General features: G+C 66.7%; 26 protein-coding genes and 1 tRNA gene. 11 read left to right on the top strand and 16 right to left on the bottom strand.

Annotated elements, in window-relative coordinates:
• The first annotated feature begins 192 nt into the window (after positions 1 to 192).
• From AC5P7E_RS03215 to AC5P7E_RS03235, 5 genes are all read left to right on the top strand, one after another.
• Positions 193 to 1,446, top strand: a complete 1,254-nt coding sequence (locus AC5P7E_RS03215; RefSeq protein ID WP_099497935.1) for an efflux RND transporter periplasmic adaptor subunit — start codon at positions 193 to 195, stop codon at positions 1,444 to 1,446.
• Between the two features lie 102 nt (positions 1,447 to 1,548).
• Positions 1,549 to 2,238 (top strand): ABC transporter ATP-binding protein, encoded by a 690-nt coding sequence (locus AC5P7E_RS03220; protein ID WP_004137569.1) that lies wholly within the window; start codon positions 1,549 to 1,551, stop codon positions 2,236 to 2,238.
• Positions 2,239 to 2,252: 14 nt separating this feature from the next.
• On the top strand, positions 2,253 to 3,410 hold the full coding sequence (locus AC5P7E_RS03225) for an ABC transporter permease (protein WP_005407727.1): 1,158 nt from the start codon (positions 2,253 to 2,255) through the stop codon (positions 3,408 to 3,410).
• A 13-nt stretch (positions 3,411 to 3,423) separates the two neighbouring features.
• Entirely contained in the window at positions 3,424 to 4,746 is a 1,323-nt protein-coding gene (locus tag AC5P7E_RS03230) for an ABC transporter permease (protein WP_088436368.1), read from the top strand.
• A 392-nt stretch (positions 4,747 to 5,138) separates the two neighbouring features.
• The gene (locus AC5P7E_RS03235; RefSeq protein WP_005407725.1) at positions 5,139 to 7,997 is read left to right on the top strand and encodes a TonB-dependent receptor plug domain-containing protein; all 2,859 of its coding nucleotides are present in this window, start codon (positions 5,139 to 5,141) and stop codon (positions 7,995 to 7,997) included.
• A 207-nt stretch (positions 7,998 to 8,204) separates the two neighbouring features.
• Here the strand turns inward: AC5P7E_RS03235 and rarD are convergent, their stop codons facing one another.
• Together rarD and yedA are read right to left on the bottom strand one after the other, a co-directional pair.
• Positions 8,205 to 9,101: an EamA family transporter RarD gene (rarD, locus tag AC5P7E_RS03240; RefSeq protein ID WP_012478888.1), complete on the bottom strand. Its 897-nt coding sequence runs from the start codon at positions 9,099 to 9,101 to the stop codon at positions 8,205 to 8,207.
• Positions 9,098 to 10,003: a drug/metabolite exporter YedA gene (gene yedA / locus AC5P7E_RS03245; protein ID WP_043035189.1), complete on the bottom strand. Its 906-nt coding sequence runs from the start codon at positions 10,001 to 10,003 to the stop codon at positions 9,098 to 9,100. Before yedA ends, rarD begins: the two co-directional genes overlap by 4 nt.
• Positions 10,004 to 10,226: 223 nt before the next feature.
• Between yedA and AC5P7E_RS03250 the strand changes: the two genes are divergently transcribed.
• Entirely contained in the window at positions 10,227 to 11,561 is a 1,335-nt protein-coding gene (locus tag AC5P7E_RS03250; protein ID WP_043035190.1) for an MFS transporter, read from the top strand.
• 67 nt (positions 11,562 to 11,628) lie between these two features.
• Positions 11,629 to 11,928 (top strand): hypothetical protein, encoded by a 300-nt coding sequence (locus AC5P7E_RS03255; protein WP_005407716.1) that lies wholly within the window; start codon positions 11,629 to 11,631, stop codon positions 11,926 to 11,928.
• 219 nt (positions 11,929 to 12,147) lie between these two features.
• Here AC5P7E_RS03255 and AC5P7E_RS03260 read toward each other — a convergent pair whose 3' ends face one another.
• The 4 genes from AC5P7E_RS03260 to AC5P7E_RS03275 all read right to left on the bottom strand — a co-directional run bounded on the left by AC5P7E_RS03260 (position 12,148) and on the right by AC5P7E_RS03275 (position 16,887).
• Entirely contained in the window at positions 12,148 to 13,800 is a 1,653-nt protein-coding gene (locus tag AC5P7E_RS03260; protein WP_099484558.1) for a M28 family metallopeptidase, read from the bottom strand.
• A 105-nt stretch (positions 13,801 to 13,905) separates the two neighbouring features.
• Positions 13,906 to 14,838: an MBL fold metallo-hydrolase gene (locus AC5P7E_RS03265; protein WP_099484559.1), complete on the bottom strand. Its 933-nt coding sequence runs from the start codon at positions 14,836 to 14,838 to the stop codon at positions 13,906 to 13,908.
• Positions 14,839 to 15,087: 249 nt separating this feature from the next.
• Complete coding sequence (locus tag AC5P7E_RS03270; RefSeq protein ID WP_099484560.1) at positions 15,088 to 15,384, bottom strand: hypothetical protein; 297 nt, start codon at positions 15,382 to 15,384, stop codon at positions 15,088 to 15,090.
• 210 nt (positions 15,385 to 15,594) lie between these two features.
• On the bottom strand, positions 15,595 to 16,887 hold the full coding sequence (locus tag AC5P7E_RS03275; protein ID WP_062606004.1) for a tryptophan--tRNA ligase: 1,293 nt from the start codon (positions 16,885 to 16,887) through the stop codon (positions 15,595 to 15,597).
• Between the two features lie 108 nt (positions 16,888 to 16,995).
• Here AC5P7E_RS03275 and AC5P7E_RS03280 point away from each other — a divergent pair, with 108 nt between their 5' ends.
• Positions 16,996 to 17,805, top strand: a complete 810-nt coding sequence (locus AC5P7E_RS03280) for a hypothetical protein (RefSeq protein ID WP_049449498.1) — start codon at positions 16,996 to 16,998, stop codon at positions 17,803 to 17,805.
• Between the two features lie 73 nt (positions 17,806 to 17,878).
• On the opposite strand, the gene AC5P7E_RS03285 is transcribed toward AC5P7E_RS03280, so the two are convergent.
• The 3 genes from AC5P7E_RS03285 to rocF form a co-directional block, all read right to left on the bottom strand.
• Positions 17,879 to 18,100, bottom strand: a complete 222-nt coding sequence (locus AC5P7E_RS03285) for a CsbD family protein (protein WP_004153772.1) — start codon at positions 18,098 to 18,100, stop codon at positions 17,879 to 17,881.
• Between the two features lie 207 nt (positions 18,101 to 18,307).
• Positions 18,308 to 18,445 carry an entericidin A/B family lipoprotein gene (locus AC5P7E_RS03290; RefSeq protein WP_005407710.1) on the bottom strand — a complete coding sequence of 46 codons (138 nt, stop codon included), beginning with the start codon at positions 18,443 to 18,445 and terminating at the stop codon, positions 18,308 to 18,310.
• Positions 18,446 to 18,605: 160 nt separating this feature from the next.
• Entirely contained in the window at positions 18,606 to 19,526 is a 921-nt protein-coding gene (gene rocF / locus AC5P7E_RS03295) for an arginase (RefSeq protein WP_005407709.1), read from the bottom strand.
• 130 nt (positions 19,527 to 19,656) lie between these two features.
• Between rocF and AC5P7E_RS03300 the strand changes: the two genes are divergently transcribed.
• Positions 19,657 to 20,004 carry a hypothetical protein gene (locus AC5P7E_RS03300; RefSeq protein ID WP_005411961.1) on the top strand — a complete coding sequence of 116 codons (348 nt, stop codon included), beginning with the start codon at positions 19,657 to 19,659 and terminating at the stop codon, positions 20,002 to 20,004.
• A 24-nt stretch (positions 20,005 to 20,028) separates the two neighbouring features.
• Here the strand turns inward: AC5P7E_RS03300 and AC5P7E_RS03305 are convergent, their stop codons facing one another.
• Positions 20,029 to 20,799 carry a DUF3011 domain-containing protein gene (locus AC5P7E_RS03305; RefSeq protein WP_005411960.1) on the bottom strand — a complete coding sequence of 257 codons (771 nt, stop codon included), beginning with the start codon at positions 20,797 to 20,799 and terminating at the stop codon, positions 20,029 to 20,031.
• 594 nt (positions 20,800 to 21,393) lie between these two features.
• On the opposite strand from AC5P7E_RS03305, the gene AC5P7E_RS03310 reads away from it, so the two are divergent.
• The gene (locus AC5P7E_RS03310) at positions 21,394 to 21,801 is read left to right on the top strand and encodes a hypothetical protein (RefSeq protein WP_005407705.1); all 408 of its coding nucleotides are present in this window, start codon (positions 21,394 to 21,396) and stop codon (positions 21,799 to 21,801) included.
• Positions 21,802 to 21,881: 80 nt separating this feature from the next.
• On the top strand, positions 21,882 to 22,181 hold the full coding sequence (locus tag AC5P7E_RS03315) for a hypothetical protein (RefSeq protein WP_005407704.1): 300 nt from the start codon (positions 21,882 to 21,884) through the stop codon (positions 22,179 to 22,181).
• A 257-nt stretch (positions 22,182 to 22,438) separates the two neighbouring features.
• Here the strand turns inward: AC5P7E_RS03315 and AC5P7E_RS03320 are convergent, their stop codons facing one another.
• The 6 genes from AC5P7E_RS03320 to birA all read right to left on the bottom strand — a co-directional run bounded on the left by AC5P7E_RS03320 (position 22,439) and on the right by birA (position 25,952).
• Entirely contained in the window at positions 22,439 to 22,741 is a 303-nt protein-coding gene (locus tag AC5P7E_RS03320; protein ID WP_005407703.1) for an addiction module antidote protein, read from the bottom strand.
• A gap of 40 nt (positions 22,742 to 22,781) precedes the next feature.
• Positions 22,782 to 23,087, bottom strand: a complete 306-nt coding sequence (locus AC5P7E_RS03325) for a type II toxin-antitoxin system RelE/ParE family toxin (protein ID WP_005407702.1) — start codon at positions 23,085 to 23,087, stop codon at positions 22,782 to 22,784.
• A 191-nt stretch (positions 23,088 to 23,278) separates the two neighbouring features.
• Positions 23,279 to 23,354, bottom strand: a tRNA-Thr gene (locus AC5P7E_RS03330).
• A 40-nt stretch (positions 23,355 to 23,394) separates the two neighbouring features.
• Positions 23,395 to 24,249: an SPOR domain-containing protein gene (locus tag AC5P7E_RS03335; RefSeq protein WP_005411958.1), complete on the bottom strand. Its 855-nt coding sequence runs from the start codon at positions 24,247 to 24,249 to the stop codon at positions 23,395 to 23,397.
• Positions 24,250 to 24,258: 9 nt separating this feature from the next.
• Positions 24,259 to 24,990 (bottom strand): type III pantothenate kinase, encoded by a 732-nt coding sequence (locus AC5P7E_RS03340; RefSeq protein ID WP_005407698.1) that lies wholly within the window; start codon positions 24,988 to 24,990, stop codon positions 24,259 to 24,261.
• Positions 24,987 to 25,952: a bifunctional biotin--[acetyl-CoA-carboxylase] ligase/biotin operon repressor BirA gene (birA, locus tag AC5P7E_RS03345; protein ID WP_043035430.1), complete on the bottom strand. Its 966-nt coding sequence runs from the start codon at positions 25,950 to 25,952 to the stop codon at positions 24,987 to 24,989. The genes AC5P7E_RS03340 and birA overlap by 4 nt, the downstream gene beginning before the upstream one ends.
• Positions 25,953 to 25,972: the final 20 nt, after the last annotated feature.

The following is a 25,972-nucleotide window of genomic DNA, read 5'->3' on the forward strand; positions in this document are numbered from 1 at the left end:
GGTAGCGGGGACGTTGCCATCCTGTGCCGCCGTGGTCACATTTCGCAGTTGCCGCCGTCAGTGTCATCGGATGACAGCTGTCACTGCCGTCATCGCTGTGCCTGCCTTCATGCTGTGCCGCACGCTCCACCGCCGGAACCGCCGCCGTCCGCGCTTCCGGCCATACCCGCCCGAACGCCTGTGATGGAACGAATGAACGCTTCTGCCGAGCTGTTGAAGGAACTCCGTATCGACCGCAAGTCGCCGCCGCCCGCCTCCGGTGGTGGCAGCAATGGCGGTGGCCGTCGTTGGCTGTGGATCGCGATCATCGTGGTCGTGCTGCTGATCGCCGCTGCCGTGGCCTTCCTGTTCGGCCGCGCGCCGGCCGTGGAAGTGGAAACCGCGCCCGCAGTGGCCATCCAGCAGGGCAGCGCCAGCAGTTCGGTGCTCGATGCCAGTGGCTACGTGGTCGCCCGGCGCATGGCCACGGTCTCGGCCAAGATCACCGGCAAGGTGCGCGAGGTGATGATCGAGGAAGGCATGCGGGTCGAAGCCGGCCAGGTGATGGCCACCCTGGATCCGATCGATGCCGATGCGCAGCGCAGCCTGTATGCCTCGCAGTTGCAGGCCGCGCGCAGCCAGGTGGCCGGGCTGGAGGCACAGCAGAAGCAGGCCGCCGCCGAAGCCAGCCGCCTGCAGGCGCTGGTCGGCCAGCAACTGGTGTCACGTTCGCAGTACGACCAGGCCGTGGCCCAGCGCGACAGCCTGCGTGCGCAGCTGGAAACGGCCCAGCGCAACGTCAAGGTCGCCAACGACCAGCTGGCCATTGCCGATCTGGGCGTGGACAACAACATCGTGCGCGCGCCGTTCTCCGGCGTGGTCACCGCCAAGGCCGCGCAGCCGGGCGAAATCGTTTCGCCGCTGTCGGCGGGCGGTGGTTTCACCCGCACCGGCATCGGCACCATCGTCGACATGGACTCGCTGGAGATCGAAGTCGAGGTCGGCGAGGCCTTCATCGGCCGCGTGCAACCGAAGATGCCGGTGGAAGCCACGCTCAACGCCTATCCGGAGTGGAAGATTCCGGGCGAGGTCATCGCCATCATCCCCACTGCCGACCGCGGCAAGGCCACGGTGAAGGTGCGCGTGGCGCTGAAGGTGAAGGACCCGCGCATCGTGCCGGAGATGGGCGTGCGGGTCAGCTTCCTGGAGCAGGCGCAGCCGCAGGCGGCCGCCAAACCGCAGGGCGTGCGCGTGCCGGCTGGCGCGGTGGTCCAGCGCGAGGGCGCCTCGGTGACCTTCGTACTGGGCGACCAGAGCCGCGTGCAGCAGCGCACGGTCGAGGCCGGCCAGGCGATGGGCAAGGACCGCCAGATCCTCAAGGGCGTCAGCGCGGGTGAGTCGGTGGTGGTGAACCCGCCGGACACCCTGCGCGATGGCGCCAAGGTGCAACAGAAACAAGCGCAGTAACGGCCTGGCGCCCATGGGCGCCGCCGGCAACACCGCTCGACGCACGCCTGCGGCCACCGCTGGTGCGCTTCCCCGTTTCCCGCCTTCCGTGGAGAACCACCCATGTCGACCCTGGTTTCACTGCGCAACATCACCAAGACCTACCAGCGTGGCCCCGAGAAAGTGCAGGTGCTGCACGGCATCGACCTGGACATCGCCAGCGGCGACTTCGTCGCGCTGATGGGCCCGTCCGGCTCGGGCAAGACCACCCTGCTCAACCTGATCGGCGGCCTGGACAACCCCAGCGGCGGCGAGATCAGCATCGAAGGCGAGCGCATCGACCAGATGAGCGGCGGCCAGCTGTCGACCTGGCGCAGCCACCACGTCGGCTTCGTGTTCCAGTTCTACAACCTGATGCCGATGCTGACCGCGCAGAAGAACGTGGAGCTGCCGCTGCTGCTGACCCATCTCAATGCCGCGCAGCGCCGCCGCAATGCCGAGATCGCGCTGACCCTGGTCGGCCTGGCCGACCGCCGCAGCCATCGCCCCAATGAACTGTCCGGCGGCCAGCAGCAGCGCGTGGCGATCGCGCGGGCGATCGTCTCCGACCCGACCTTCCTGATCTGCGACGAACCCACCGGCGACCTCGACCGCCAGTCCGCCGAGGAGATCCTCGGCCTGCTGCAGCAGCTCAACCGCGAACACGGCAAGACCATCATCATGGTCACCCATGACCCGAAGGCCGCCGAGTACGCCACGCACACGGTGCACCTGGACAAGGGCGAGCTGGCCGACGCGCCGCTGGCCCACTGACGGAGGCCACGGCGATGAAATACTTCTCGTTGGTGTGGGCGCAGCTGTTCCGCAGCCGCACGCGCACCCTGTTGACCCTGCTGTCGGTGGTGGCCGCGTTCCTGCTGTTCGGCATGCTCGACTCGGTGCGCGTGGCGTTCTCGTCCGGCGGCAGCGTGGAAGGCGCCAACCGCCTGGTGGTGGCCTCGCGGCTGTCGATCACCCAGTCGCTGCCGATCCGCCTGGAAACCCAGATCCGCCAGGTGGCCGGCGTGCGCGACGTGGCCTACGGCATGTGGTTCGGCGGCATCTACCAGGATCCAAAGAACTTCTTCCCGAACTTCTCGGTGTCGCCCAACTACTTCGATGTCTACCGCGAACTGCAGATCGATCCGGCCCAGCTGGAGGACTGGAAGCAGACCCGCACCGGCGCCATCGTCGGCGAATCGCTGGCCAAGCAGTTCGGCTGGAAGATCGGCGACACCATCCCGTTACAGGCCACGATCTTCCCGCGCGGCGGCAGCAACGACTGGCCGCTGGAACTGAAGGGCATCTACCGTTCCAAGGACCGAGCGCTGGCGGCCAACGAAGAACGCCAGTTGATGATGAACTGGAAGTACTTCGATGAATCCAACGACTACATCAAGAACCAGGTGAGCTGGTACACGGTGACGCTGGACAACCCGGATCATTCCTCGCGGGTAGCGCAGGCCATTGATGCAATCTCGGCCAACTCCGACCACGAGACCAAGACCCAGACCGAGTCGGCGTTCCAGCAGGCCTTCGTCAAGCAGTTCGCCGACATCGGCATGATCGTCACTTCAATCATGGGCGCGGTGTTCTTCACCCTGCTGCTGCTGACCGGCAACACCATGGCGCAGGCGGTGCGCGAGCGCGTGCCGGAGCTGGCCACGCTGAAGACGCTGGGCTTCAAGGACAGCACCGTGCTGACCCTGGTGATGGTGGAGTCGGTGCTGCTGATCGGCCTGGGCGGCCTGATCGGCATGGGCCTGGCCGCACTGATCCTGCCGGCGATCGGCCCGAAGAGCATGGGCATGCTGCCGCCACACGTACCGACGCCGACCTGGCTGATGGGGCTGGGCCTGATCGTGGTGATCGGCATCATCGTCGGGTTGTTGCCGGCGCTGCGTGCCAAGCGCCTGAAGATCGTCGACGCACTGGCCGGCCGCTGAGGAGGACACCGACATGTTCAAGAGCAAACTCAAGAAATGGCTGGGCAACGGCCTGACGGTGCTGCTGCTGGTGATCGGCCTGGTGCTGTGGATCAGCCTGCCGTGGGTCGGCGTGCTGGCCGTGGCCGTGCTGGTGGCACTGTGGCTGCTGCTGACCCGTGGCGGACGGTTGGCGCTGGCCGCCACCCGCATCGGCGTGGCCAGCCTGCCGCAGCGCTGGGGCGCGTCCTCGGTGATCGTGGTCGGCATCGCCGGCGTGGTCGGCGTGCTGGTGGCGATGCTGGCGATGGGCGAAGGCTTCCAGGCCACGCTCAACAACACCGGCGACGACACCACCGCCATCGTGCTGCGCGGCGGCTCGCAGGCCGAGACCAACTCGGTGATCACCCGCGAGCAGGTGCCGACGTTGTCCACCCTGCCCGGCATCAGCCGCGATGGCGAAGGCCGGCCGCTGCTGTCGCCGGAGCTGTCGCAGGTGGTCAACCTGGTGTCGAAGTCCGACGGCACCGACGTCAACGCGCAGTTCCGCGGCGTTGGTCCGCAGGCCTGGGCCGTGCATGACAAGGTCAAGATCATCGAAGGCCGCAAGTTCGCAGCCGGCCTGCGCGAGATCGTGGTCGGCCAGGGTGCCAAGGGCCAGTTCCGCGACATGGACGTGGGCAGGACGCTGACCCTGGGCAACCAGACCTGGACCGTGGTCGGCGTGTTCGCCACCGGCGATGCGCACGATTCGGAGCTGTGGACCGACGCCGATACGCTGGCCACCACCTACCAGCGCAGCGCCTGGCAGTCGATCAGCGTGCGTACCGATGGCAAGGCCGGCTTCGAGCAGTTCAAGGCAGCGGTCGCCGCCGACCCGCGCCTGAAACTGGACGTGGAAACCACCCGTGTCTACTACAGCAAGCAGGGCGGCGGGCTGACCAAGCTGATCGACATCCTCGGCAAGGTGATCGGCACGATCATGGCGGTGGGTGCAGTGTTCGGCGCACTCAACACCATGTACGCGGCCGTGGCCACCCGTGCGCGCGAGATCGCCACCATGCGCGCGATCGGCTTCCGCGGCCTGCCGGTGGTGACGGCGGTGATGCTGGAGACCATGCTGCTGGCGTTGCTGGGTGGCCTTCTGGGGTGTGCGGTGGCGTGGCTGCTGTTCAATGGCTACAGCGTGTCCACCATAGGCAGCAACTTCAGCGCGGTAGTGTTCAAGTTCCATGTGTCGCCGGAACTGCTGTGGACCGGACTGAAATGGGCGCTGGGCATCGGCCTGGTCGGCGGCCTGTTCCCGGCGCTGCGCGCGGCCCGTTTGCCGATCACCACGGCGTTGCGAGAAACCTGAGCATCACGCAGCGGTGGACTGCGCATCACGCAGGGGACGGAGCGAAGGCTCCGTCCCTTTTATTTTGCGCGTCATCCACGCTTGGTGGTGAGCCAGGACGTCCAGTAGATCCACGCCATGCGTGGATGGATGCCGGCGCACGCGCACGGCTACAGATTGCGGGAAATACGCCGCTATCGATGCCTCTGCCCATCGAAAGCGCAACGCGCGTGACGTTGCGCACATCCCATCTGTGGATTGTTGGTTGCGATTCATTTTCGCGCACATCCGCAGCGCAGAGGCAAACAGTTACGAATGGAAACATTCTAGAATCGCCCCCCCACGTTGGTTTGCAGCACCCCACGCGTCCATAGAACGGGCGCTTGTTTTTCCTGAAACACGAGATTTCACGGATGTCCCTGAAAACCAATCCGCTGCGCAACGCGATCGTCATCGCGCTGGCCGCCAGCTGCACCACCCCCGCCTTCGCACAGAGCGCCGGCGATACCCCGACCAACCTCGATCGCATCGAGATCACCGGCTCGCGCATCCGCCAGGCCAGTGTCGAGACCGCACAGCCGGTCGTCGCGCTCAGCCGCGCCGAGATCGAGAAGAAGGGTTACATCAACGTCGCCGACATCCTGCAGGACGTCACCGCCGCCGGCGCACCGAGCCTGAGCCGCTCGTCGTCGCTGAGTTCTTCGCGCGACTTCGGCGGCACGTACGTCAGCCTGCGCAACCTCGGCCCGGAGCGCAGCCTGGTGCTGATCGACGGCCGCCGCATGGGCGTCAGCGCCGGTGGCTACTCCGACCTGGCTTCGATTCCCTCGGCGATTGTCGAGCGCGTGGAAGTGCTCACCGATGGCGCGTCCGCGCTGTACGGCTCGGACGCCATCGCCGGTGTGGTCAACATCATCACCCGCAAGAACTTCGACGGTGGCGAAGCCAGCGTCTACGTCGGCCAGTACGGTGAGGGTGACGGCCAGAAGCGCTCCTACAGCGCCACCTTCGGCAAGACCTTCGACCGCGGCTGGTTCAGCGTCGGCGCCGAGCGCACCAAGGAAGACGAGATTCTCGGCAGCGAGCGCGAGTTCAGCCGTTACCCGGGTGGCCCGCGCCATCCCGACGACGTCAAGGCACTGAACCAGACCACGCAGTGGGGCAGCGTCACCGTCGACGGCAAGTCGCTGACCGTGGGCCCGGGCGGCGACCCGAGCCAGAAGGGCAATTTCCACACGCCCAATCCGGCCGATGGTGCCAACACCAAGACCAACATGAGCCTGCTGAGCGGCCTGGAGCGCACTTCGGTGTTCGCCAACGGTGGCTTCTCGATCACCGATGACCTGCGCATCGTGGCCGACGCGCTGTACAGCAAGCGCGAGTCGACCAAGCACCTGGCCGGCTACCCCTACTCGGTGTCCACCGCACAGGCGCGCAACGGTTCCCGTGCTGCCCTGTCCAAGGACAGCGCGTTCAACCACTGGGGCCAGGACGTGCTGTTCTCGCACCGCACCGAAGAAATGCCGCGTGCGACCGAGAACAACCTGGACACCAAGCGCGCCAGCATCGGCCTGGAAGGCAGCTTCGAAACCGGTTCGCGTTACTGGGACTGGAACGTCAGCTACATGTACAACCGCAATGAAGGCGAGCGCATCGGTACCGGCAGCATGTACCAGCCGCACGTCGACCTGGCGGTCGGCCCATCCTTCATGGATGGCACCGTGGCACGCTGCGGCAGCCCGGGTGCAGTGATCGCCGGCTGCGTGCCGTGGAACCCGGCCGCGCCGATGGGCTATGCGGGCCCGGGCTCGCTGAGCAACCAGGACGTGCAGGACTACCTGTTCACCCGCTTCGTCGACAAGATGAAGAGCACCACCAAGGTCGCCAGCGCCAACATCTCCGGTTCGGTGTTCACCCTGCCGGCCGGCGACGTGATGGCCGCGATGGGCTTCGAGCACCGCAACGAAGAAGCCAGCTACACCCCGGACCTGATGGTGCAGAAGGGCCAGATTGCCGGCACCACCGGCCAGCCGACCCGTGGCGACTACTCGCTCAACGAGGTCTACCTGGAACTGCAGGTACCGCTGCTGGCCGACATGCCGTTCGCGCGTGAACTGTCGCTGGACCTGGCCGGCCGCTACACCGACTACAACACCTTCGGATCGACCACCAACAGCAAGTTCGGCCTGAAGTGGAAGCCGATCGACAGCCTGCTGGTGCGCGCGACCTATGGCACCGGCTTCCGTGCGCCGACCGTGGACGACCTGTACGGCGGTGCGGTGAAGAGCCGTGATTCGTTCACCGATCCGTGCGATACCTCGTTCGGCATTGCTGCCAGCAGCGCGACCGTGGCCGCACGCTGCCAGGCGCTGAAGGTGCCGGCTGACTTCCGCCAGCAGACCGCGTCGGAAGGCAACGTCGCCAACCGTCCGGGCCAGCAGGGCATCGCCGATTTCGACTCCGGTTCCAATGCGAACCTGAAGCCGGAAACCGCCAAGACCTGGACCGTGGGCCTGGTGTACAGCCCCGAGTTCGTGCCGGGCCTGGACGTCAGCCTGGACTGGTGGAAGATCCGCATCGACAACGCGATCGTGGGTGAGTCGGCCACCGACATCCTCAACCAGTGCTACGTGCAGGGCGTGGATTCGGCGTGCGGCCGCTTCACCCGTTCCACCAGCGCCAAGACGCTGGGTCAGGTGACGTCGCTGGACCGCTCGCTGGTCAATGCGGGCTACCGCGAAACCGCCGGCTACGACTTCAGCCTGCGTTACCGCCTGCCGGAAACCGCGTTCGGCCGCTTTGCCGCCACCTGGAACACCACCTACACCGACTACCTGGAGCAGCGCAACGACAGCGCCGCCACCACGCCGGTGGAGCAGAAGACCGGCTGGCAGGGCAACTTCCGCGTGCGTTCGACCTTCAACCTGGATTGGCAGTACGGCGACCTGGGCATCGGTTGGACCGCCCGCTACTACTCGGGCATGAAGGAAGCCTGCTCGTATGACCTGGCCGGTGGCCCGGACTGCAACATGGCCGGCTTCGTCTCGCCGTACACCGATGCGCAGCCGAGCCGCAAGGTGGGCTCCAACACCTTCCACGACCTGCAGGTGCGTTACAGCCTGCCGTGGGACGGCACCGTGTCGCTGGGCGTGAACAACGTCTTCGACCACCAGGGTCCGATCATGTACAGCCAGCCGAACAGCAGCTTCACCTACTACGGTGGCTTCGACATCGGTCGTTTCATGTACATGAAGTACCAGCAGCGCTTCTAAGCCTGCAACCGCGTTCCCGCCACCGCCATCTCTCTCTCCTGGCGGTGGATGGAAGCAGAACGGCGCCCTTCGGGGCGCCGTTCTTTTTTGGGTGGAAGCGGGTCGGATCCCTTCGCCCTGCGAAGGGCTCTGACCCCACGCGACGGATAGAACAGGGTCAGAGCCCTCCGCGTTGCGGAGGGATCCGACCCCGCAGCCCCGCCGGCGCTAGCGCTTGGCGCGCATCGTGCGGATGTTGTCACCGACGAACAGGATCAGGCCGGCCCAGATCGCGGCGAAGCCGATCGCCTTGGCAGTATCGAACCCTTCGTGGAAGAAGAACACGCCCAGCAGCAGCTGCAGGCTCGGCGCGATGTACTGCAGGATGCCGACCAGCGACAGCGGGATGCGCTTCACGCCGTAGGCGAAACCGATCAGCGGCACTGCGGTCACTGCGCCACCGAAGACCAGCAGCAGGTCATTGCGCCAGCCCCAGCCATGGAAGAACGCGCCGCCATGGCCGTTTTCCGCCCAGATCGCGAAGGCCAGCGCCGGCAGGAACAGGTACATGCTCTCCACGCCCAGGCCGGCCACCGGATCGACCGAGACCAGCTTGCGCAGCAGGCCATACAGGCCGAACGAACAGGCCAGGCCCAGCGCGATCCACGGCGGCGTACCCGCGTCGATGGTCAGCCAGGCCACGCCCACCGCCGCCATCGCCACCGCCACCCACTGCAGGCGCCGCAGCCGCTCCTTCAGCACCAGCACGCCCAGCAGCACGTTCACCAGCGGGTTGATGAAGTAGCCCAGGCTGGTCTCGATCACATGGCCGGCGTTGACCGCCCAGATGTACAGGCCCCAGTTGAAGGCGATGGTCAGGCTCGACACCAGCAGGATCGGCAGCGCGCGCGGCTGCGCGGCGATCTTCTGCCACCAGCCCAGGCGCGAGCTGATCAAGAGCCAGCCCAGCACCATCACGGTGCTCCAGATGATGCGGTGGGCGATGATCTGGAACGAGGGTACCTCGTTGAGCAGGTGCCAATAGACCGGCACCAGGCCCCAGATCACGAAGGTGGATGCGGTAACCAGCAGGCCCCGGCGTTGTTCTTTCTCGTCCATGCTCACTTCTTTCTCGTCCTTGCCATTGTCAGCACCACCACACCCAGGAGAATCACCGCCATCGCCAGCAGGTCGCGCCAGCCGAAGCGCTCGCCGTTGAGCAGCGCGCCCAGCAGCACCGCGATCACCGGATTGACGTACGCATAGCTGCCGGCCAGCGCCGGCCGCACGTTCTGCAGCAGCCAGACGTAGGCGGTGAAGGCAACGATGGAACCGAACACGCACAGGTAGGCCATCGCCAGCAGGCCACCGGTATCGGGCAGCGTGGTCGGGCGCTCGCCGACCGCCAGGCCGATCAGCACCAGCAGCACGCCACCGCAGATCATCTGCCCGGCGGCGGTCATGAACGGGCCCGGCAGGTCCAGGCCGCGCGCCCACACCGAACCGAAGGCCCAGCCGATCGGCGCGATCAGCAGCAGCACCAGCCCGGTCGGCGAGGCCGTCAGGCTGCTGCCGGCGTTGAGCCAGACTACGCCGAGGAAGCCGATGGCGATGCCCAGCCACTCACCGCGGCTGGCATGCTGCCCGCGCAGCGCCGAGAACAGCGCCATCCACAGCGGCACCGAGGCCACCGCTGTCGCGGCCAGGCCCGAGGACACCTCACGCTCGGCCAGCACCACCATGCCGTTGCCCAGCACCAGCATGGTCACGCCCATCACCACCAGGTTGCGCCACTGCCGCAGGGTCGGGTTCGGCATCTTCCAGAACAGGCGCAAGGCCAGGAACATCAGGCCACCGGCAATGATGAACCGGCTGCCGGAAACCATCGTCAGCGGCAGCGCGCCGCCGTGCAGGGCCTTGGCGATGCCCAGGTAGGTCGAGCCCCAGACCACGTAGACCAGCAGCAATGCCAGCGCGACAAGGCCACCCCGGGGGGCAGCCGCAGACGAAGAGGGGGGAACCGACATGACACACCAGGGAGCCGGGGGAAGGCGGATTCTAGGACGTTTTGAGTATGGTCCGGCACCCCGGACGGTGGCACGCTGTCATCCATCCATGCACCCTGCTCTGGTCTGCTACCCCGTGTTGACGGCCGATGCAGTACCAAGAGGGCTGCCCGGCCGCGCCGCCCCAAGGCCGGGCGCCGTTTTCCCTGCGCACGGACGCGCCGCATCGAGGATTCCCACCCAGATGAGCACCACGTCCCAACCTGCCGTACCCGCGAACGACCGCGCTGCCCTGCGCCGGTCGATCTCCAATACCCTCAAAGGCTCCGCCGGCAACCTGGTGGAGTGGTATGACGTCTACGTGTACTCGGTGTTCGCCGTGTACTTCGAATCGCAGTTCTTCTCGCCGGACGACAAGAACTCCACGATGTACGTGTGGGCGATCTTTGCCGCCACGTTCCTGATGCGCCCGATCGGTGCCTGGTTCTTCGGCCGCTTCGCCGACCGCCACGGCCGTCGGTTGGCACTGACTGTCTCGGTCACGCTGATGGCGCTGTGCTCGTTCCTGATCGCCATCACCCCCACCGCCGCCAGCATCGGCATCTGGGCCGCAGTCATCCTGCTGTTCGCGCGCCTGCTGCAGGGCTTCGCCACCGGCGGCGAGTACGGCGCCAGCGCCACCTACATGTCAGAGGCCGCCATTCCCGGCCGTCGCGGCTTCCTGTCCTCCTTCCACTACGTCACCCTGGTCGGCGGCCATGTGCTGGCCCAGCTGACCCTGCTGCTGATGCTGACCTTCTGGGGCAAGCCGGAGATCTCCGAGTGGGGCTGGCGCATCGCCTTCGGCATCGGTGGCATCGCCGCGGTGGTGGTGTTCTGGCTGCGCCGCGGCATGGACGAATCGCTGTCGGAGTCGTCGATCGAAGCTGCGCGCGAGGGCAAGGCGCAGAAGTCCGGCTCCATGTACGAGCTGTTCGTGCACCAGTGGCGGCCGCTGCTGCTGTGCTTCCTGATCACCGCCGGTGGCACCGTGGCCTTCTACACCTACTCGGTGAACGGCCCGAAAATGATCCAGAGCGCATTCGCGGGCAACGACCCGATGACCGGCACCCTGATCAACCTGGGCGTGCTGGCGTTCCTGATGGTGCTGCAGCCGGTCGGCGGCTGGCTGTCGGACATCATCGGCCGCAAGACCCTGCTGGTGTTCTTCGGTGTCGGCGGCGTGCTGTACAGCTGGTACCTGATCACCCAGCTGCCGCACCAGCACGACGCCACGCTGGCGTTCCTGACCCTGGCACTGGCCTTCGTCATCCTCACCGGCTACACCTCGATCAATGCCGTGGTAAAGGCCGAGCTGTTCCCCACCCACGTGCGTGCGCTGGGCGTAGGCCTGGGTTACGCGCTGGCCAACTCGCTGTTCGGCGGCACCGCCCCGCTGCTGTACCAGGGCGCGCTGAAGACCGGCCACGTCGACTGGTTCGCCATCTACGTGACCGCAACGATCGCGGTATCGTTGGTGGTCTATGTGTTCTTCCTCACCAACAAGGGCCCGAACTGGCTCGACGGCACCCGCAAGTAAGCGCGTTGCCGTGATCGCGGCCACCGGTGCACTGCCGGTGGCCGCTGCATCTCCCGCCACGCCACTGATGTGGATCGCGGCGGCGCTGGCCGCAGCCACGGCACTGGCCTGGCTGCTGCGCCGCCCCAACGCACAGGCCGCGTGGCCACGCACCGGGTTCGGGGTCGCCCTGCTGGTGTTCTGCTCCGCGCTGGCGCTGCAGCTGGCGGTGGACCTGGGCAGCGGCCACAGCTCGCTGCAACTGCGCCTGCATCGCGGCATCAATGCAGGGTCGCCGGTTGGCCTGCGCACGATGGTGGCGTGCTATCTGGCAGCGCTCGCTGCCGCCGGCTGGGGCGCATGGACGCTGCTGCGCCGGCGCAGGTAGTGCCGGCCGCTGGCCGGCAATCCGCAATCGGCAATCGGCAATCGGCAATCGGCAATCGGCAATCGGCAATCGGCAATCGGCAATCGGCAATCGGTAGAGTCGACTGTTGGTCGACTGCTCTCTCTGTCGGCACCGAAAAACCCGCGCTGCGCGCGATAGTCGACTGGCAGTCGACTCTACCCCCGGCGAAATGACATGACACCCCGCCGGTCCCGAGCCTCAGCGGCGGGCCGCTTCGCTCTTGTCGCGCGCGCCGCGGAACTCCGATTCCTTCTCCCACGTCGGCCAGCGGCGGCTGTTGGCCAGCTCGGCACCCAGGTCGTAGACCAGCAGAGTGTCAGCCGCGTGGCCGCTCGGATCCCAGCTCGGGGTCCAGGCATCGCAGGCCTGGTGGTAACAGTCGGCGAAATACTTCTCGCGCAGCGCGCGGCCGGCTTCAACACCGCCGTCCAGCTTGTCCAGGCCCGGGCCGATGGTGATCGCCGGCACGCCCAGGCGGGCAAAGGCGAAGTGGTCGGCGCGGTAGAAGAAGCCGGCCTCCAAGTTCGGGTCCGGGCTGTAGCTGCGACCGCGGGCCTTGGCCACGCGTTCCAGATCGCCTTCCAGCGACACCCGGCCCTTGCCCCACGAAGCGATGTCGCGGGTCGGGCCATCCGGGCTGAACATCTCGATGTTCAGCACTGCAGCGGTCTTGTCCAGCGGCGCCAGCGGATGCGCGGCGTAGTAGCTGGCGCCCAGCAGGCCCTTCTCTTCGGCGGTCAGTGCCACGAAGTACAGCGTGCGCTGCGGCTGCGGGCCGGCGGCGAACACGCGGCCCAGCTCCAGCACCGTGGCCACGCCGGTGGCGTTGTCGATCGCACCACGGCGGATGCGGTCGCCCTTGGCGTCGGCTTGGCCGATACCGAACGCATCCCAGTGCGCGGAGAAGATCACGGCCTCGTCGGCGTGTTCACCACCGGGCAGCTTGGCCACCACGTTGCGGGTGACCACCTGCTCGCGCTTGAGTGCGAAATCCACGCTCAGCTTCGCGTTGTCCAGTGCCACCGGGCGGAAGTCGGCACGCATCGCCTTGCGCTTCTCGGCATCGAAGTCGAGGCCGGCGTCGGCGAAGATCGCCTCGGCAAGTTCGCGCTGCATCCAGCCACGCAGCGGCGTGTGCTGCGCCATCGCCTCGGCCTGGCCGCGTTCGATGTCGAACAGCGGCGAGGTGCCCGAGCTCTTCACAGTGGCCCAGCCATAGGCGGCCGGCGCGGTCTCGTGCACGATCAGCACACCCTCGGCACCACGGCGCGCGGCTTCCTCGAACTTGTAGGTCCAGCGGCCGTAGTAGGTCACCGCCTTGCCATCGAACGCGCCCGGCGCATCGGCTTCGAAATCGGCGTCGTTGATCAGCACCACGGCGATCTTGCCGTGCAGGTCCACGTCCTTGTAGTCGTTCCAGTGGCGTTCCGGTGCGTCGATGCCATAGCCGACGAACACCAGTGGCGCGTCTTTGATCTGCACGCGCTTGCGCGGCTGCAGGCTCTGCAGGGTCACGTCCACGCCGTTGGCCAGCGCGCGCTTGCCCTGCTTCAGCGACAGGCTGGCCTTGGCCGGGCCGTCCAGCTGCGCGCGCACCAGCGGCACCGGCTGCACCCAGCTGCCATCCACGCCACCCGGCTGCAGGCCGTAGCTGCGGAACTGCTCGATCAGGTACTGCACCGTGCGCTCTTCGCCCTCGGTGGCCGGCGCGCGGCCCTCGAATTCATCCGATGCCAGCACACGCACGTGCCGCGACAGTGCCTGCGGATCGATGCCGCCACCCGGCAGGTCGTTGGCCGCATGGGCCAGCCCGCCGACGAACAGGCAGGACGACAGCAGCAACACGCGCATCGGATTCACGGCAGTACCACGGCTAGCTTGGAAGTCACCAGAGTGTAACGTGGTCGTGACACCACGGCGCAACCTGGGCCCACGTCATCCACGCATGGCGTGGATCTACCTGCTGATGCGGTCCAGCCAGCAGGCCAGGCCCTGCGCGTTGAGTTCGATGTCCATCGCCAGAACAGCGATCACCGCCGCATCGTCCAGCGCACAGCCATGCAGCTGTGCACGTTCCAGGTACAGCGCCTGCAGCGCGGCCAGCAGGCAGCGGTGGCGGTCGGGGCGGCCATCGCACTGGCGGCCGATGGTGGCCATCGCATCGATCTGTTCGAACAGGTCGTTGGCCAGTTTCTGCACCTGCTCCACGCGGCCGTAGTGGGTCAGGTACATCGCCTGCGGGCCATAGCCCAGCATGCGCTGGATCGAGGCCTTCATCGCTTCCGGGTCGAACTGCACCGGCGACGAGGTCGGGAAGATGAAGGCCCCCTGCGCGCTGTCCAGCTCGCGGTAGGAAATGCCGAAGGTATCGCCGGTGAACCAGCTGCGGCTGCGCGCATCCCACACGCAGTAATGGTGCAGTGCGTGGCCCGGGGTGTGCAGCAGCACCAGCTCGCGGCCGGCCAGGTCGATACGGTGGCCGTCCTCGGCCACCACCACACGATGTTCGGGAATGGCCTCGATACGACCATAGCTGCGCGCGATTTCCTCGGCACCGTACACCGCCGTGGCACCGGCAATCAGCCGGGTCGGGTCGATCATGTGCGGCGCACCGCGCGGGTGCAGCACTGCCTTTGCGTTGGGCAGCTGCTGCATCAGCAGGCCGGCGCCGCCGGCGTGGTCCAGGTGCACGTGCGTGAGCAGCAGCCAGTCCACCGCGTCAACGGCCAGACCCGCGGTGGCCAGCGCCTGCAGCATCGCCGGCACCGACAGGCCGGTGCCACAGTCGACGAACGCGGCGCGGTCGTTTTCAACGATCAGATAGGCCGCGTCGAAGTCGGGACGCTGGAAGCCGGTATCGATGGTGTGGATGCTGGGGTCGGCGATCATCGGCACGCACCTGGCAGGATCGGGAACAGACGCCCATGGTAGGCGCGCGGGCGGTCCGGGTTCGATGCGGCTTTGGTCGGGTAGTGCCGGGTTGTGGCCGGGTAGAGTCGACTGTCAGTCGACTGTCGCGCGCAGCGCGGGCTTCCAGAAGAGCAGTCGACTCACAGTCGACTCTACCAAGGGCAAGCGCAGGCAAGGGCAAGCGCAGGCCAACCAACCGCAGGTCCATCGGGTGCGCAAGGGCCAGGTTCAGCGCAATGCGAACCGCGGCCGCAGCAGCAGGGCCAGCACCAGCACCGCCAGGAATGCGCCGTAGGCGTACAGCACCGCCAGTACCTGCGGCCAGATCGGGCCGGCGCCGGGCTGTGCCAGTCCAAGTCGATACCCCCACAGCATCGAGACGATGCTCAGGGCGAAGGCCAGCAGCAGGGTGGAGCCATCGAACAGGCGCCGCCGCGGGGTGCGCGGCTGGCGCGGGAACAGCCAGTACAGGCTGCCCAGCAGCAGGAACCAGGGCAGGAACAGCAGCAGCGACAACCAGGCCATCGCAGACTCCATGTCATCGCGCCTGAGGCGCGCGGACATCATGCCATGACCTTCGTTCGCGGGTAGGGCCGGCCGCTGGCTGGCGTTTTCCTATGCAGTGCCGTGGTAGTGCCGGTCGCTGGCCGGCGTTTTCCTATGCAGTTGCCGTGGTAGTGCCGGCCGCTGGCCGGCATTTCCTATGCAGTTGCCGGCCAGCGGCCGGCCCTACCCTTACGCTTCGCGCAGCATGGCCAGGGCCGCCAGCACGGCGTCCACTTCGGCTTCCAGCTTGAACAGTTCGCTCTGCAGCTGGTCACCCTGCTCCGCCTGCTTGATCACGGCAATCAACTGCCCCGCGTCGCGCGGCGAATCGAAGCCTTCGCTCTGGATCAGCAGCGTGCCGTCACCGGCGGTCAGCTTGAAGTAGAAGCGGCCGTCCTTCTCGCGGTACTGCTTGAACAGTGGCGGTGCCACGCGGGCCACGCCGGCGTCCTCGCTGGCGATATCGCCTGCGCTGGACAGGTCACGCAGGCCCACCGCATGGCGCAGCTCGTCCAGCAGCGGTGCCGCCAGCTGCTCGCGCAGCTGCTGGCCACGGCGCTTGAGCAGCGCCTCGATCTTCTCCGGCTCGGCCATCAGCGCGTTGTAGCGCTCGCGCAGCGGCGACAGCTCGCTGTCGATGCGCTCGAACAGCTGCTGCTTGGCGTCACCCCAGCTGATGCCGGCGGCGAACGCCTTGGCGAATTCGGCGGTCTGTTCCGGGGTTGCGAAGGCCTGGTACATCTGGAACAGCGCCGAGCCCTCGGTGTCCTTCAGCTCGCCGGGTGCGCGCGAGTCGGTCAGGATCGAGAACACCAGCTTCTTCAGCTCCTCGCGCGGCACGAACAGCGGAATGGTGTTGTGGTAGCTCTTGCTCATCTTGCGGCCATCCAGGCCCGCCAGCGTCGCCACCTGCTCGTCGATCACCACGTCCGGCAGCGGGAAGTACTCCTTGCCATACACGTGGTTGAAGCGCTGGGCGAAGTCGCGCGCCATCTCGATGTGCTGGATCTGGTCACGGCCCACCGGTACCTGGTTGGCCTTGAAGATGAGGATATCTGCGGCCATCAGCACCGGGTACATGAACAGGCCGGCGCTGACGCCTGCGTCCTCGTCCACGCCTTCCTCGCGGTTCTTGTCCACCGCCGCCTTGTAGGCGTGCGCGCGGTTGAGGATGCCCTTGCTGGCGATGGCGGTCAGGAACCACATCAGCTCGGTGGTCTCGCGGATGTCGCTCTGCCGGTAGAACCACACGTGTTCCGGGTCCAGGCCACAGGCCAGCCAGCTGGCCGCGATCTCCAGGGTCGCGCGCTGGGTGCGCTGCGGGTCCTGGGACTTGATCAGGCTGTGCAGGTCGGCCAGGAAGAAGAAGCTCTCGATCCCCGGCGCGCGGCTGGCCGCGATGGCCGGACGGATGGCGCCAACGTAGTTGCCCAGGTGGGGCGTGCCGGAGGGGGTGATGCCGGTAAGGACTCGGGTGGTCATGACTGCGTGGGGTAACCTTCGATGAACGGGGCCAGTTTACCTTGCACGCCACCAACCCCGTCAGGGCCTGCGGCGCGTTCATTCACGCAACCCCGCTGGAGACACCCGATGAAACGCCTGCTGCCCCTGCTGTTGATCCTGCCCCTGGCCGGCTTCCGCCCCGCCCCGGTGCCGCCGCCGGCCTACGAGGGCGGCCCCGTGCGCATGTCTCTGGTCGACCGCGACCGCGGCACCGAATTGCGCAGCTACCCTGCCGAGGGCCAGCGCTGGGTGGCCGGCGAGCGCGGCCACCGCTACGCCGTGCGCCTGTACAACGACAGCCCGCGCCGGGTGCTGGTGGTGCTGTCGGTGGACGGCGTCAACGCCATCTCCGGCGAGGATGCCGATCCGTCGCAGACCGGCTACGTGCTCAACCCCGGCCAGCGCGCCGACATCACCGGCTGGCGCAAGAGCCAGGATGAAGTGGCGCAGTTCGTGTTCAGCAGCCCCAGCGGCAGCTATGCCAGCCGCACCGGTCGCCCGGACAACATCGGCGTGGTCGGCGTGGCGGTGTTCGAGGAAGCGCGCCGCTGGCGTCCGGATCCGATCCTGCGCCGCAGCCTGCCGCTGCCGGCACCGGCCCCGACGGCCGAAGCGGCGGCCGATGCCAGCGCCAGCAACAGCCGCATCGAGGGCTATGCCAGCAAGTCACAGGCCCCTGCGCTGGGCACCGGCCACGGCGCACGCGAGCAGTCGTCGGTACGCGATACCGACTTCGAACGCGCCAGCCGCAGCCCGGCGCAGGTTCTGCAGCTGCGCTACGACAGCGCCCGCAATCTGCGCGCGCGCGGCATCCTGGTCGATACACCGCCGTCGCGCCTGCCGCGCGAACCGCAGGCGTTCCCCAACCGCTATGTGCCGGACCCGCCGGCGCGTTGATCGGCCGCCCAGACAGCACAACGCCCGCAACCTCTCGGTGCGGGCGTTGTGCCGTGGGGGAAAACCGTAGCGCTTACTTGTAGTCCGGGTAGTCCTTGCTCACGGCATCCTGGAACTCACGGACTTCCTTCTCAGCGCGATCCTTGGCCCAGCCATAACGTTCCTGCAGGCGGCCGGCCAGATACTCGGCATTGCCTTCAGCCACATCGAAGTCGTCGTTGGTCAGATCGCCCCACTTGGCCTGGGCCTTGCCCTTCAGCTGCGACCACTTGCCGGAAATGATGTCTTTGTTCATTGCTGGGAGTCCTTGGTTGCAACGGCGTTCTTACCGTGGCTACAGCTTCGCGCAGCGGCTGTTGAGCGCCGGTCAACCGACCATGAAAGCACTGCTCACCTGCTTGAATGGTTCACTACGCTTCGACACGTACGCTGCAGAAAAACGCGCAAGAAAAAAGGCCGGGGAGGTCCCCCCGGCCTTTTTGCTTTCCGTTCCACTTCAGGCTCAACGGCCCTTGGCGGCATCTTCAACCTTTTCGCCAGCCTTCTGCACGTCCTTGCCGGCACCGGCAACGGTGTTGCAACCGGCCAGCAGGGCCACCGAGAACATCGACAACAGCATCAGGGCAACTACGCGCTTCATGGGCTTCTCCTTGGGTTCGCCGCTATACCGCTTCATTCGCGGATGGGGTTCGGTCGCTCGGCGGAAGGAGCCAATGCCACTGCCGCCGCGTGATGTGCAATCTGGCGGCAGGGGCGTGGAGCGGGTGTGAACGGATCATCGATCCGTTCAGGCGGAGAGCTCAGTCGCGCATCAGGGTGGACTTGCCGAACAGGCTTTCGACCAGGTCCACGGCCAGTTCGGCGGTGGCATTCTGCTTGTCCAGCAAGGGGTTGAGCTCGACGATGTCCAGCGAACCCATGCGCCCGGTGTCGGCAATCATCTCCATCACCAGCTGCGCCTCGCGGTAGTTCACCCCGCCCGGCACGGTGGTGCCGACGCCCGGTGCGATGCTCGGGTCGAGGAAATCCACATCGAAGCTGACATGCAGGTGGGTGTTCTCGTCGATGCCCGCCAGTGCTGCCTCGACCGCGCGCTTCATGCCGTTCTCGTCGATGTAGCGCATGTCGTAGACATCCACCTTGTGGGTCTTGATCAGGCGCTTCTCTTCCGGGTCCACCGAACGGATGCCGATCTGGTGCACCTGGATGGGGGTGATCGCCGGTGCGCTGCCGCCGAGGTGGGTCAGCGCCTTCGGGCCGAGGCCGCACAGGCAGGCCACCGGCATGCCGTGGATGTTGCCCGATGGAGTGACATCGCTGGTGTTGAAGTCCGAATGCGCATCCAGCCACAGCACGCGCAGGGTCTTGCCCTGCTCGCGGCACCAGCGTGCCACGGCAGTGATCGAACCGATGCCCAGGCAGTGGTCGCCGCCGAGCATGATCGGCATGCGGCCGGCCTGCAGTTCGGCATAGCTGGCTTCCATCAGCGCGTGGTTCCACGCCACCACTTCATCCAGGTGGCGGTAGCCTTCCACCGGCGCGGTCCACGGATTGCGCGGACCATCCAGGTTGCCCAGGTCGCGCACATCCACGCCGCGCGCCTCGAGCGCTTCCGGCAGCCCAGCCACGCGCAGCGCTTCCGGCCCCAGCCGTGCACCGCGATGGCCCGCACCCACATCGGTGGGAACGCCAATCAGCGATACGGAAATGGGATGGGCCATGGGTGCCTCCTGCGGGGGAAAAAGAAGCACAGTCTAGCCAGAGCTGTGTGACACCACTCGCGGCGGTGCAGCAGGGCCATTGCATGGCATGATGCCGCGCGGTCCCGACCACCTTTCATGGAAGATTGCGATGTCGCCCTTCATCAACACCGCCTGGCCACGCTTCTTCATGGGCGCGCTGCCCATCGCCGCTTTTGCGGTTCTGTTGAGCAGCTCGATCGATGCATCGCCGTACCGCTGGCTGATGCAGGCGACGCTCCTGCTGGTGCCGCTCTCGACCCTGGTATTCCTCGGGTTGGGTTGGCAGCGTCTGCGCAAAGCACACGCCGAACACCCGATTCTGAAAAGCGAGCTGCCCCGTGTGGCGACGGCATTGATCGGCAACGTGAAGCTGGCGGCGCTATGGTTCGGCCTGACCTTCGTTGGCATGTTCACCCTGATGCTGGCGTGGGTGTTGCTGTATAAGTCCTGCGGCTGAAGCCTGCCCCAACCCGCTGCGCGCTCAGCGTCCGCGGCGGCGAACCGGCGTCAGGCTCTGCACCTGGCCGTTGTTGCGCATCATGCACAGGAAGCGGCCGTCGGGATAATCGATGATCAGTTCCTGGTAATCGCTGCCCACCGGCATCTGGGTGACCAGGGCGCCCTGCGCGCCCTTGCGCACATTGCAGGCCCCCAGTGCGGTATCGCCTGACGGCGCCGGGGTGGTCACCGAAGACACATTGCGGAACACCGCGCGGCAGCCGCCATTGACCCACACCGAGTGCCGCGACAGGCCCCAGTTCTTGCCTTCCTCGCAGCGGGTGCGGCTGAGCTGGCGCACGATCTCCACATTGCCACGGGTATTCAGATCGCACGACACCTGCTGCTGGCCGGTGGATTCGCAAGTGACTTCGCGCGGTAGCGCGGCATCCCCGGTGGCAGCGTCGCCAGGGCGGGCGCTGTTTGTGGCGGGCGCGGGCGCACCACGGCTGCTGACCTGGCAGATGCCAGTGGCGCCGCCTCGGCCGGTGTAGCTGACCTGCGGCGAGCCGTCATCGTTGCGGCTGATCGACAGGGTGATGCCGCTGTTGGCATCGCGTGCTTCGAAATAGCGGTCGTTGAAACGTTTCAACGCCGTCTCGCGGCCTTGCACGTAGACCGGACCGCCTTCGTCGGCGTGCACATCGATGCCGCCCGGGCAGCTGGCGTTGAAGAACGGTACCGCGGCCATGGCTGGGACCACGAAGGCGGTGGATACCAGTGCGACGGTGAGCGACAGGGCATGGCGACGCATGTGCGGATCCCGAAGGGGCCCAGGATGGGCGTGTGGCGGCAGTATGCGGTGGAGCGCTGCGGGCTGTCCGTGAGGAATATCAATTTCCGGGTAGCGCGCGTGGGGATTCATGTCTGGTAAGGTGTTCTGGAAGCCCTGCCGGGGAAGTTAAGCCAGCTTTACTTCCTGGGCGATGAAAGGCCCTGCGACAGCAATGACGCACCAGGATTCATCGTTGGTTGCAGCCCCGCGCGAAATGTCGCTTCTGGCATTGCAATGCTCGAAACGGGCCAAACGCGATAATTCATTTTTCCTTTCAGATCACCCGATGCCATCGAAACAAACGACTGGCAGGCGGTGATTTCACGTGCGCATGATGAATCGCCACCTGCGAGGGTGGCCGGGACTTCCAAGCCCGTGTTGTCAACGATGTATACGCTTGCCAGCCGGCGTCGTCCTCCCAAGTACGGCGCCGGCTGGCAATCCGTTAGCCGATCGACGGCGGGCGGTGCGTGGGGGCCTCGTGCCCGCCGATTCGTTGACCCGGTCTTGGAAGCCACGCATCGCCCGCCACCCTCCTCGGGTGGCACCTCTGTTCCCGACGAGGATGCCCGCATGCCCAAGGCCCATCACCCGTACCTGACCGCCACCCTGGGCGAGGCTGCCCTGCGCCTGCCGCCCGAACTGGCGCAGCCGTTGGAAGCCGCTTTCGCCGCCGCCAACGAGGCCCCTGCGCCGATCAACCTGCCCGGATGCCTGCAGCGCATCCGCGCCGGTGATGCCGCCGACGGACAGCCGTGGACGGGGCCCGCCAGCACACCCGGCCAGGCCGTGGCCGCCGCACGCCGGGATCGCGCCGCAGTCGGCCTGGTGTCGTTGTTGGAGCTGTATCACGCCGCAGAGCGCGTGCGCGTGGACGGGGAAGAGAAGGACGATATCGGCGATGGCACGCGCGAAGGGCTGATGCTGGCCTGTCGGGGGCTGGCGGAGTATGTGGCGTTGCAGGTGGGCGGGGCTCAATAATGCGGAACATTGGCGTCTCCAACGCACAGATTCAACACGCCGCAACCCCGACGAACGAATCAGGCAGACCCGCTGCTGGAATGAGCACACCCTACCCAAACCTGAAACCTGTCCTCGTTGAGCTGCGGCTGGACGAAGTGGATTCGCGCGGCGGCGCTGTTGCCGAGATGATCGCCTCCACCGCGCGCCCCATGGCGCTGTCCATAAGCCCTGAACTCATGTGGTACAGCTTCGTGCTGAATGACAGAGCCATCGCCCGGATCCGTCCTGGAACGCGGGCGAATTGCACAATCTCATTCATCAATTACGAAGGTGCGAAGGAGGTGTTCACTTGTGGCACGTTGGCCGCCTTCGGAGACGGATCATCAACAAAGGGTTGATCCGCATCATCCGGTTTGATTGAACCTGTTCGCGCCGAATGCCTTGATCTGGCAACGGCAGACGCGTGAGGCATCAATGCGCAGCGTGGCACACAAGCTGCTTCGAGCCAGAATGGCCAAACGACTCCTCCTTTGCCGCGTCATTGAGTTGACTCACCGGCTTGGGACGAAAAAACCGCCGAAAGGCGGTTTTTTCATGCTTTTCCGTGCGCTTTACGTCCAGCGACGTGCCAACGCATCAAGGTCCGCACGTACGCTCATGCAGCGCTGGCATGCAGGCGCACACCCAGGGCACGAGTCACCTTCAGGATGGTCGAGAAATCAGGGCTGCGCTCGCCAGACAGGGCACGATACAGACTCTCCCGCGACAGGCCCGCCGCACGTGCGACCTTGCTCATCCCTTGGGCACGCGCGATATCGCCCAGCGCCTTGGCGATGAATGCCGAATCGCCGTCGCTTTCTTCGATGCATGCATCGAGATAGGCCGCCATTTCCTTCGGTGTATGAAGGTGTTCGGCCACATCAAATGCTTCGAGTTCAACTTTCTTCTTGATAGCCATGATGGGACAGCTCCAGTACTTCGGTATTGAGTCGTTTCGCCTACAACCAGTTCGATGCTCGCAGGGCACGCGCAATCTCCTTGGCCTTCTCTATATCGCGCTGTTGCGAACCCTTGTCGCCTCCGACCAGAAGAATCACCAACTGCCTGCCCCGCTGGGTGTAGTACACGCGGTAACCGGGTCCTGCATCGATACGCAATTCAGAAACGCCATCCGCCAGATAGCGGTGATCACCAGGATGGCCTTCAGCGAGCCGACCGATACGGGCCAGGATGCGAGCGCGTGCGGTTACGTCCTTGAGAGCGTCAATCCATGTCGCGAACTGACGGGTACGCTGGATCTTCATGGAGAAATGTAGCCTACTGGCTACATACTTTCAACAATCAGGTTCAACAATCAGGATCGCGCGCAGGGAAGTGCAGAGCGACGCATCACACGCCGCGAGGGAGAACAGCGGAGAAGGAAGGAGGGGGGGCGGGATCGGCGCCCGACTGGCCAACGCGCAGCCGCTGCAAAAAGAGATTGGCAGATGCCCATTGGTGCCGCTTATCCGAATCGAACGGATGACCTACTGTTTACAAGACAGTTGCTCTACCAACTGAGCTAAAGCGGCATGGGTGGATCACCGGCGGCAGCGCCGCGGTCCGGGGATTCTAGCGCAACCTTGCGCATTCCAGCGACCGGCTCTGTGCCGCCCCGCTGCGCTGCTGGGCCTGGGCCGGTTGCGTGCCTGCCGCCAGCTGCCCTTCCAGCCACCACTGCCCGGCGTCGCCGCTGGCGACAAGGCGCGGCTGGAAGCCGGCGGCCTGCACCGCCGCCATGCGCCGCTCGGCGCCTTCGCGGTTGCGGTACTGGCCCAGCGCCACGGCGTTGGCCTCCTCGCCTTGGCTGATGATGTAGTAGTCGCTCAGGCCAGCGGCGACGATGCGTTTCACGGTGGCCTGGGCTTCTTCGCGGTTGGCGGCGGCCGGCAGCATCACCCGGTAACGGGCACTGCCGCTGGCAGCAGGCTGTTCGCGCAGGCGCACCTGGCTGAGCAGCGTGCTGGCCTTGCCCTGCGCACTGGTAGCGGCGGCGCGGTCGGCGAACGGGCCCAGCGCGACGCAGCGCGGCGGCTCGGCGGCCGCGGGCGGGGTTGCGGGCTTCTCCGGTGCCGGGGTCGGGGTCGGTGCAGGCGGTGTTGCCGGCTTGGCAGCGGCAGCAACCGGCGTAGCCTCAGCCGCCTGCGGCTTGGCAATCTCCGGCTTGGCCGGGGCGGCGGGCGCCGGCGTTACAGCCACGGCCGTCTTCTCCGCCGGTTCGCGCTCCATCAACGGCGCGGTCGGCGCGGCGGCCGTGGCTTCGGCGGCCGCAGCGGCATCCACGCCACCGGGCACCCAGCGCAGCTCGGCCACGCCGGCGGGTTGCGGCGGCGGCGCAGGCTTCTGCGGTGCATCGCGCAGCAGCCACCAGCAGGCGACGCCAAGATTGAGGATGGCCAGTACGACGATCAGGGCACGGGTCAGCATGCGCGGATACTAGCCTGCGGGCTGGTGCACCGCCCAGCGGGCGAGGCCATCCAGCACCAGCGAGGGGTGGTAGTCGGCGCCAGGCAGCAACGGCATCAGCGCCGGTGCGCCGCCACCATGCACCAGCAGCGAGGGCGCAACGCCCAGCAGCGTGTGCGCCTGCTGTGCGCTGCGTTCGATCAGTGCCACGGCCGCACCATCGCAGCCGGAGGCGAGCGCGTCGGCGGTGTCGTTGGCGAATTCGCTGTAGTCACCGCCGGTAGCCGGCAGCTGCACCGCGCGGGCATGCAGTGCTTCGCGCATGGTGGTGGGCGATGCGGAAATGCGGCCACCGTGGTGCTGGCCGTCGGCGTCGAGCAGATCAATCGTCAGTGCGGTGCCCACCCCGACCACCAGCACCGGGCGCTGCGCCTTGGCCGCGGCCAGCAGGGCCAGGAAGCGGTCCACACCGAATTTTTCGGGCTTGGCATAGGCAATGCGCACACCGGCGCATTCGGCGCTGGTACGCACCACGTGCACGTGCTCGAAGCGACGCTGCAGCTGGTCCAGCATCGCGCTGGTCAGCGACGGTGCGGCCACGCTGGCCACGAACGCGGTGGTGCCGCTGGGCAGGCTGTGCGGCGGCTGTCCGGCCATGCCTTCGGCGCCATGCGCCCAGGCCTGCACGTCACCGGCACGGTCACCCTGCAACGGCGCGAACTTGAAGCGCGAGTTGCCGAGGTCGAACAACCAATCGCTCATGCCGCCCTCACGCTGACTTCGCCGGCGTGCAGCAGGCGCTCACGGCCATCGATGCGCACGCGCAAGGCGCCGTCATCAGCCAGGCCGAGTGCGGTGCCATGCTGCCACTGCCCTTCAAGTTCCACCCGTACTTCGCGACCGGCCAGCATGTCGAACGCGGCGTAGCGCGGCAGGAAGGGAGCGAGGCCTTCGCGATCGAATTCTTCCAGTGCCGGCAGCAGGCGCGCCAGCACGGCAGCAACCACCACGTTGCGGTCCACCGGCTTGCCGGCCAGCGTGTCCAGGTCCACCCACGGCTGGGTGATCTGCTCGGCGAAGGACGGCGGCATGTGCGTGTTGATGCCGATGCCGATCACCGCGCGCGCCGGGCCGGCGTATTCGCCACCGCCTTCTGCGAGCAGGCCGACCAGCTTGCGGCCATCGACCAGCAGGTCGTTCGGCCACTTCAGCTGCGCCTGGGTGTAGCCCAGGTCGTGCAGCGCTTCGGCCACGGCGATGCCGGCCACCAGGCTCAGCCCGGCCAGGCGACCGAGGCCACCGGAAAACAGCCGCAGCACCGACAGGTAGATATGCGCGGCCAGCGGCGACGCCCACGTACGGCCGCGACGGCCGCGGCCGCCGGTCTGGCGCTCGGCCAGCAGGACGCTCACCCCGCGCTGGGGCGCGCTGCAACGCAGCAATTCGGCGTTGGTCGAGTCCACTGTCCAGGCGACCTGCAGGTCGTGCAGCAGGGCTTGGACGCCGGCAGGCAGGCCGGCACGGATCGCGTCCGGGTCCAGTAGGTCGACCGGGCGGGTCAGGCCATAGCCCTCACCTGCACGCCCCTCGATGTCTACACCGGCGGCTCTAAGTCCTTGAATACGCTTCCAAATGGCCGCCCGGGTCTGGCCCAGCTCACGGGCCAGGGCGTCGCCGGAGAGGCGACCGGCAGCGAGTTTGGCCAGCAATTGGCGGTCGTCCACGGCAGCTTCCACGAAGTCAG

Source organism: Stenotrophomonas sp. YJH_SMC_25 (genome assembly GCF_059369595.1).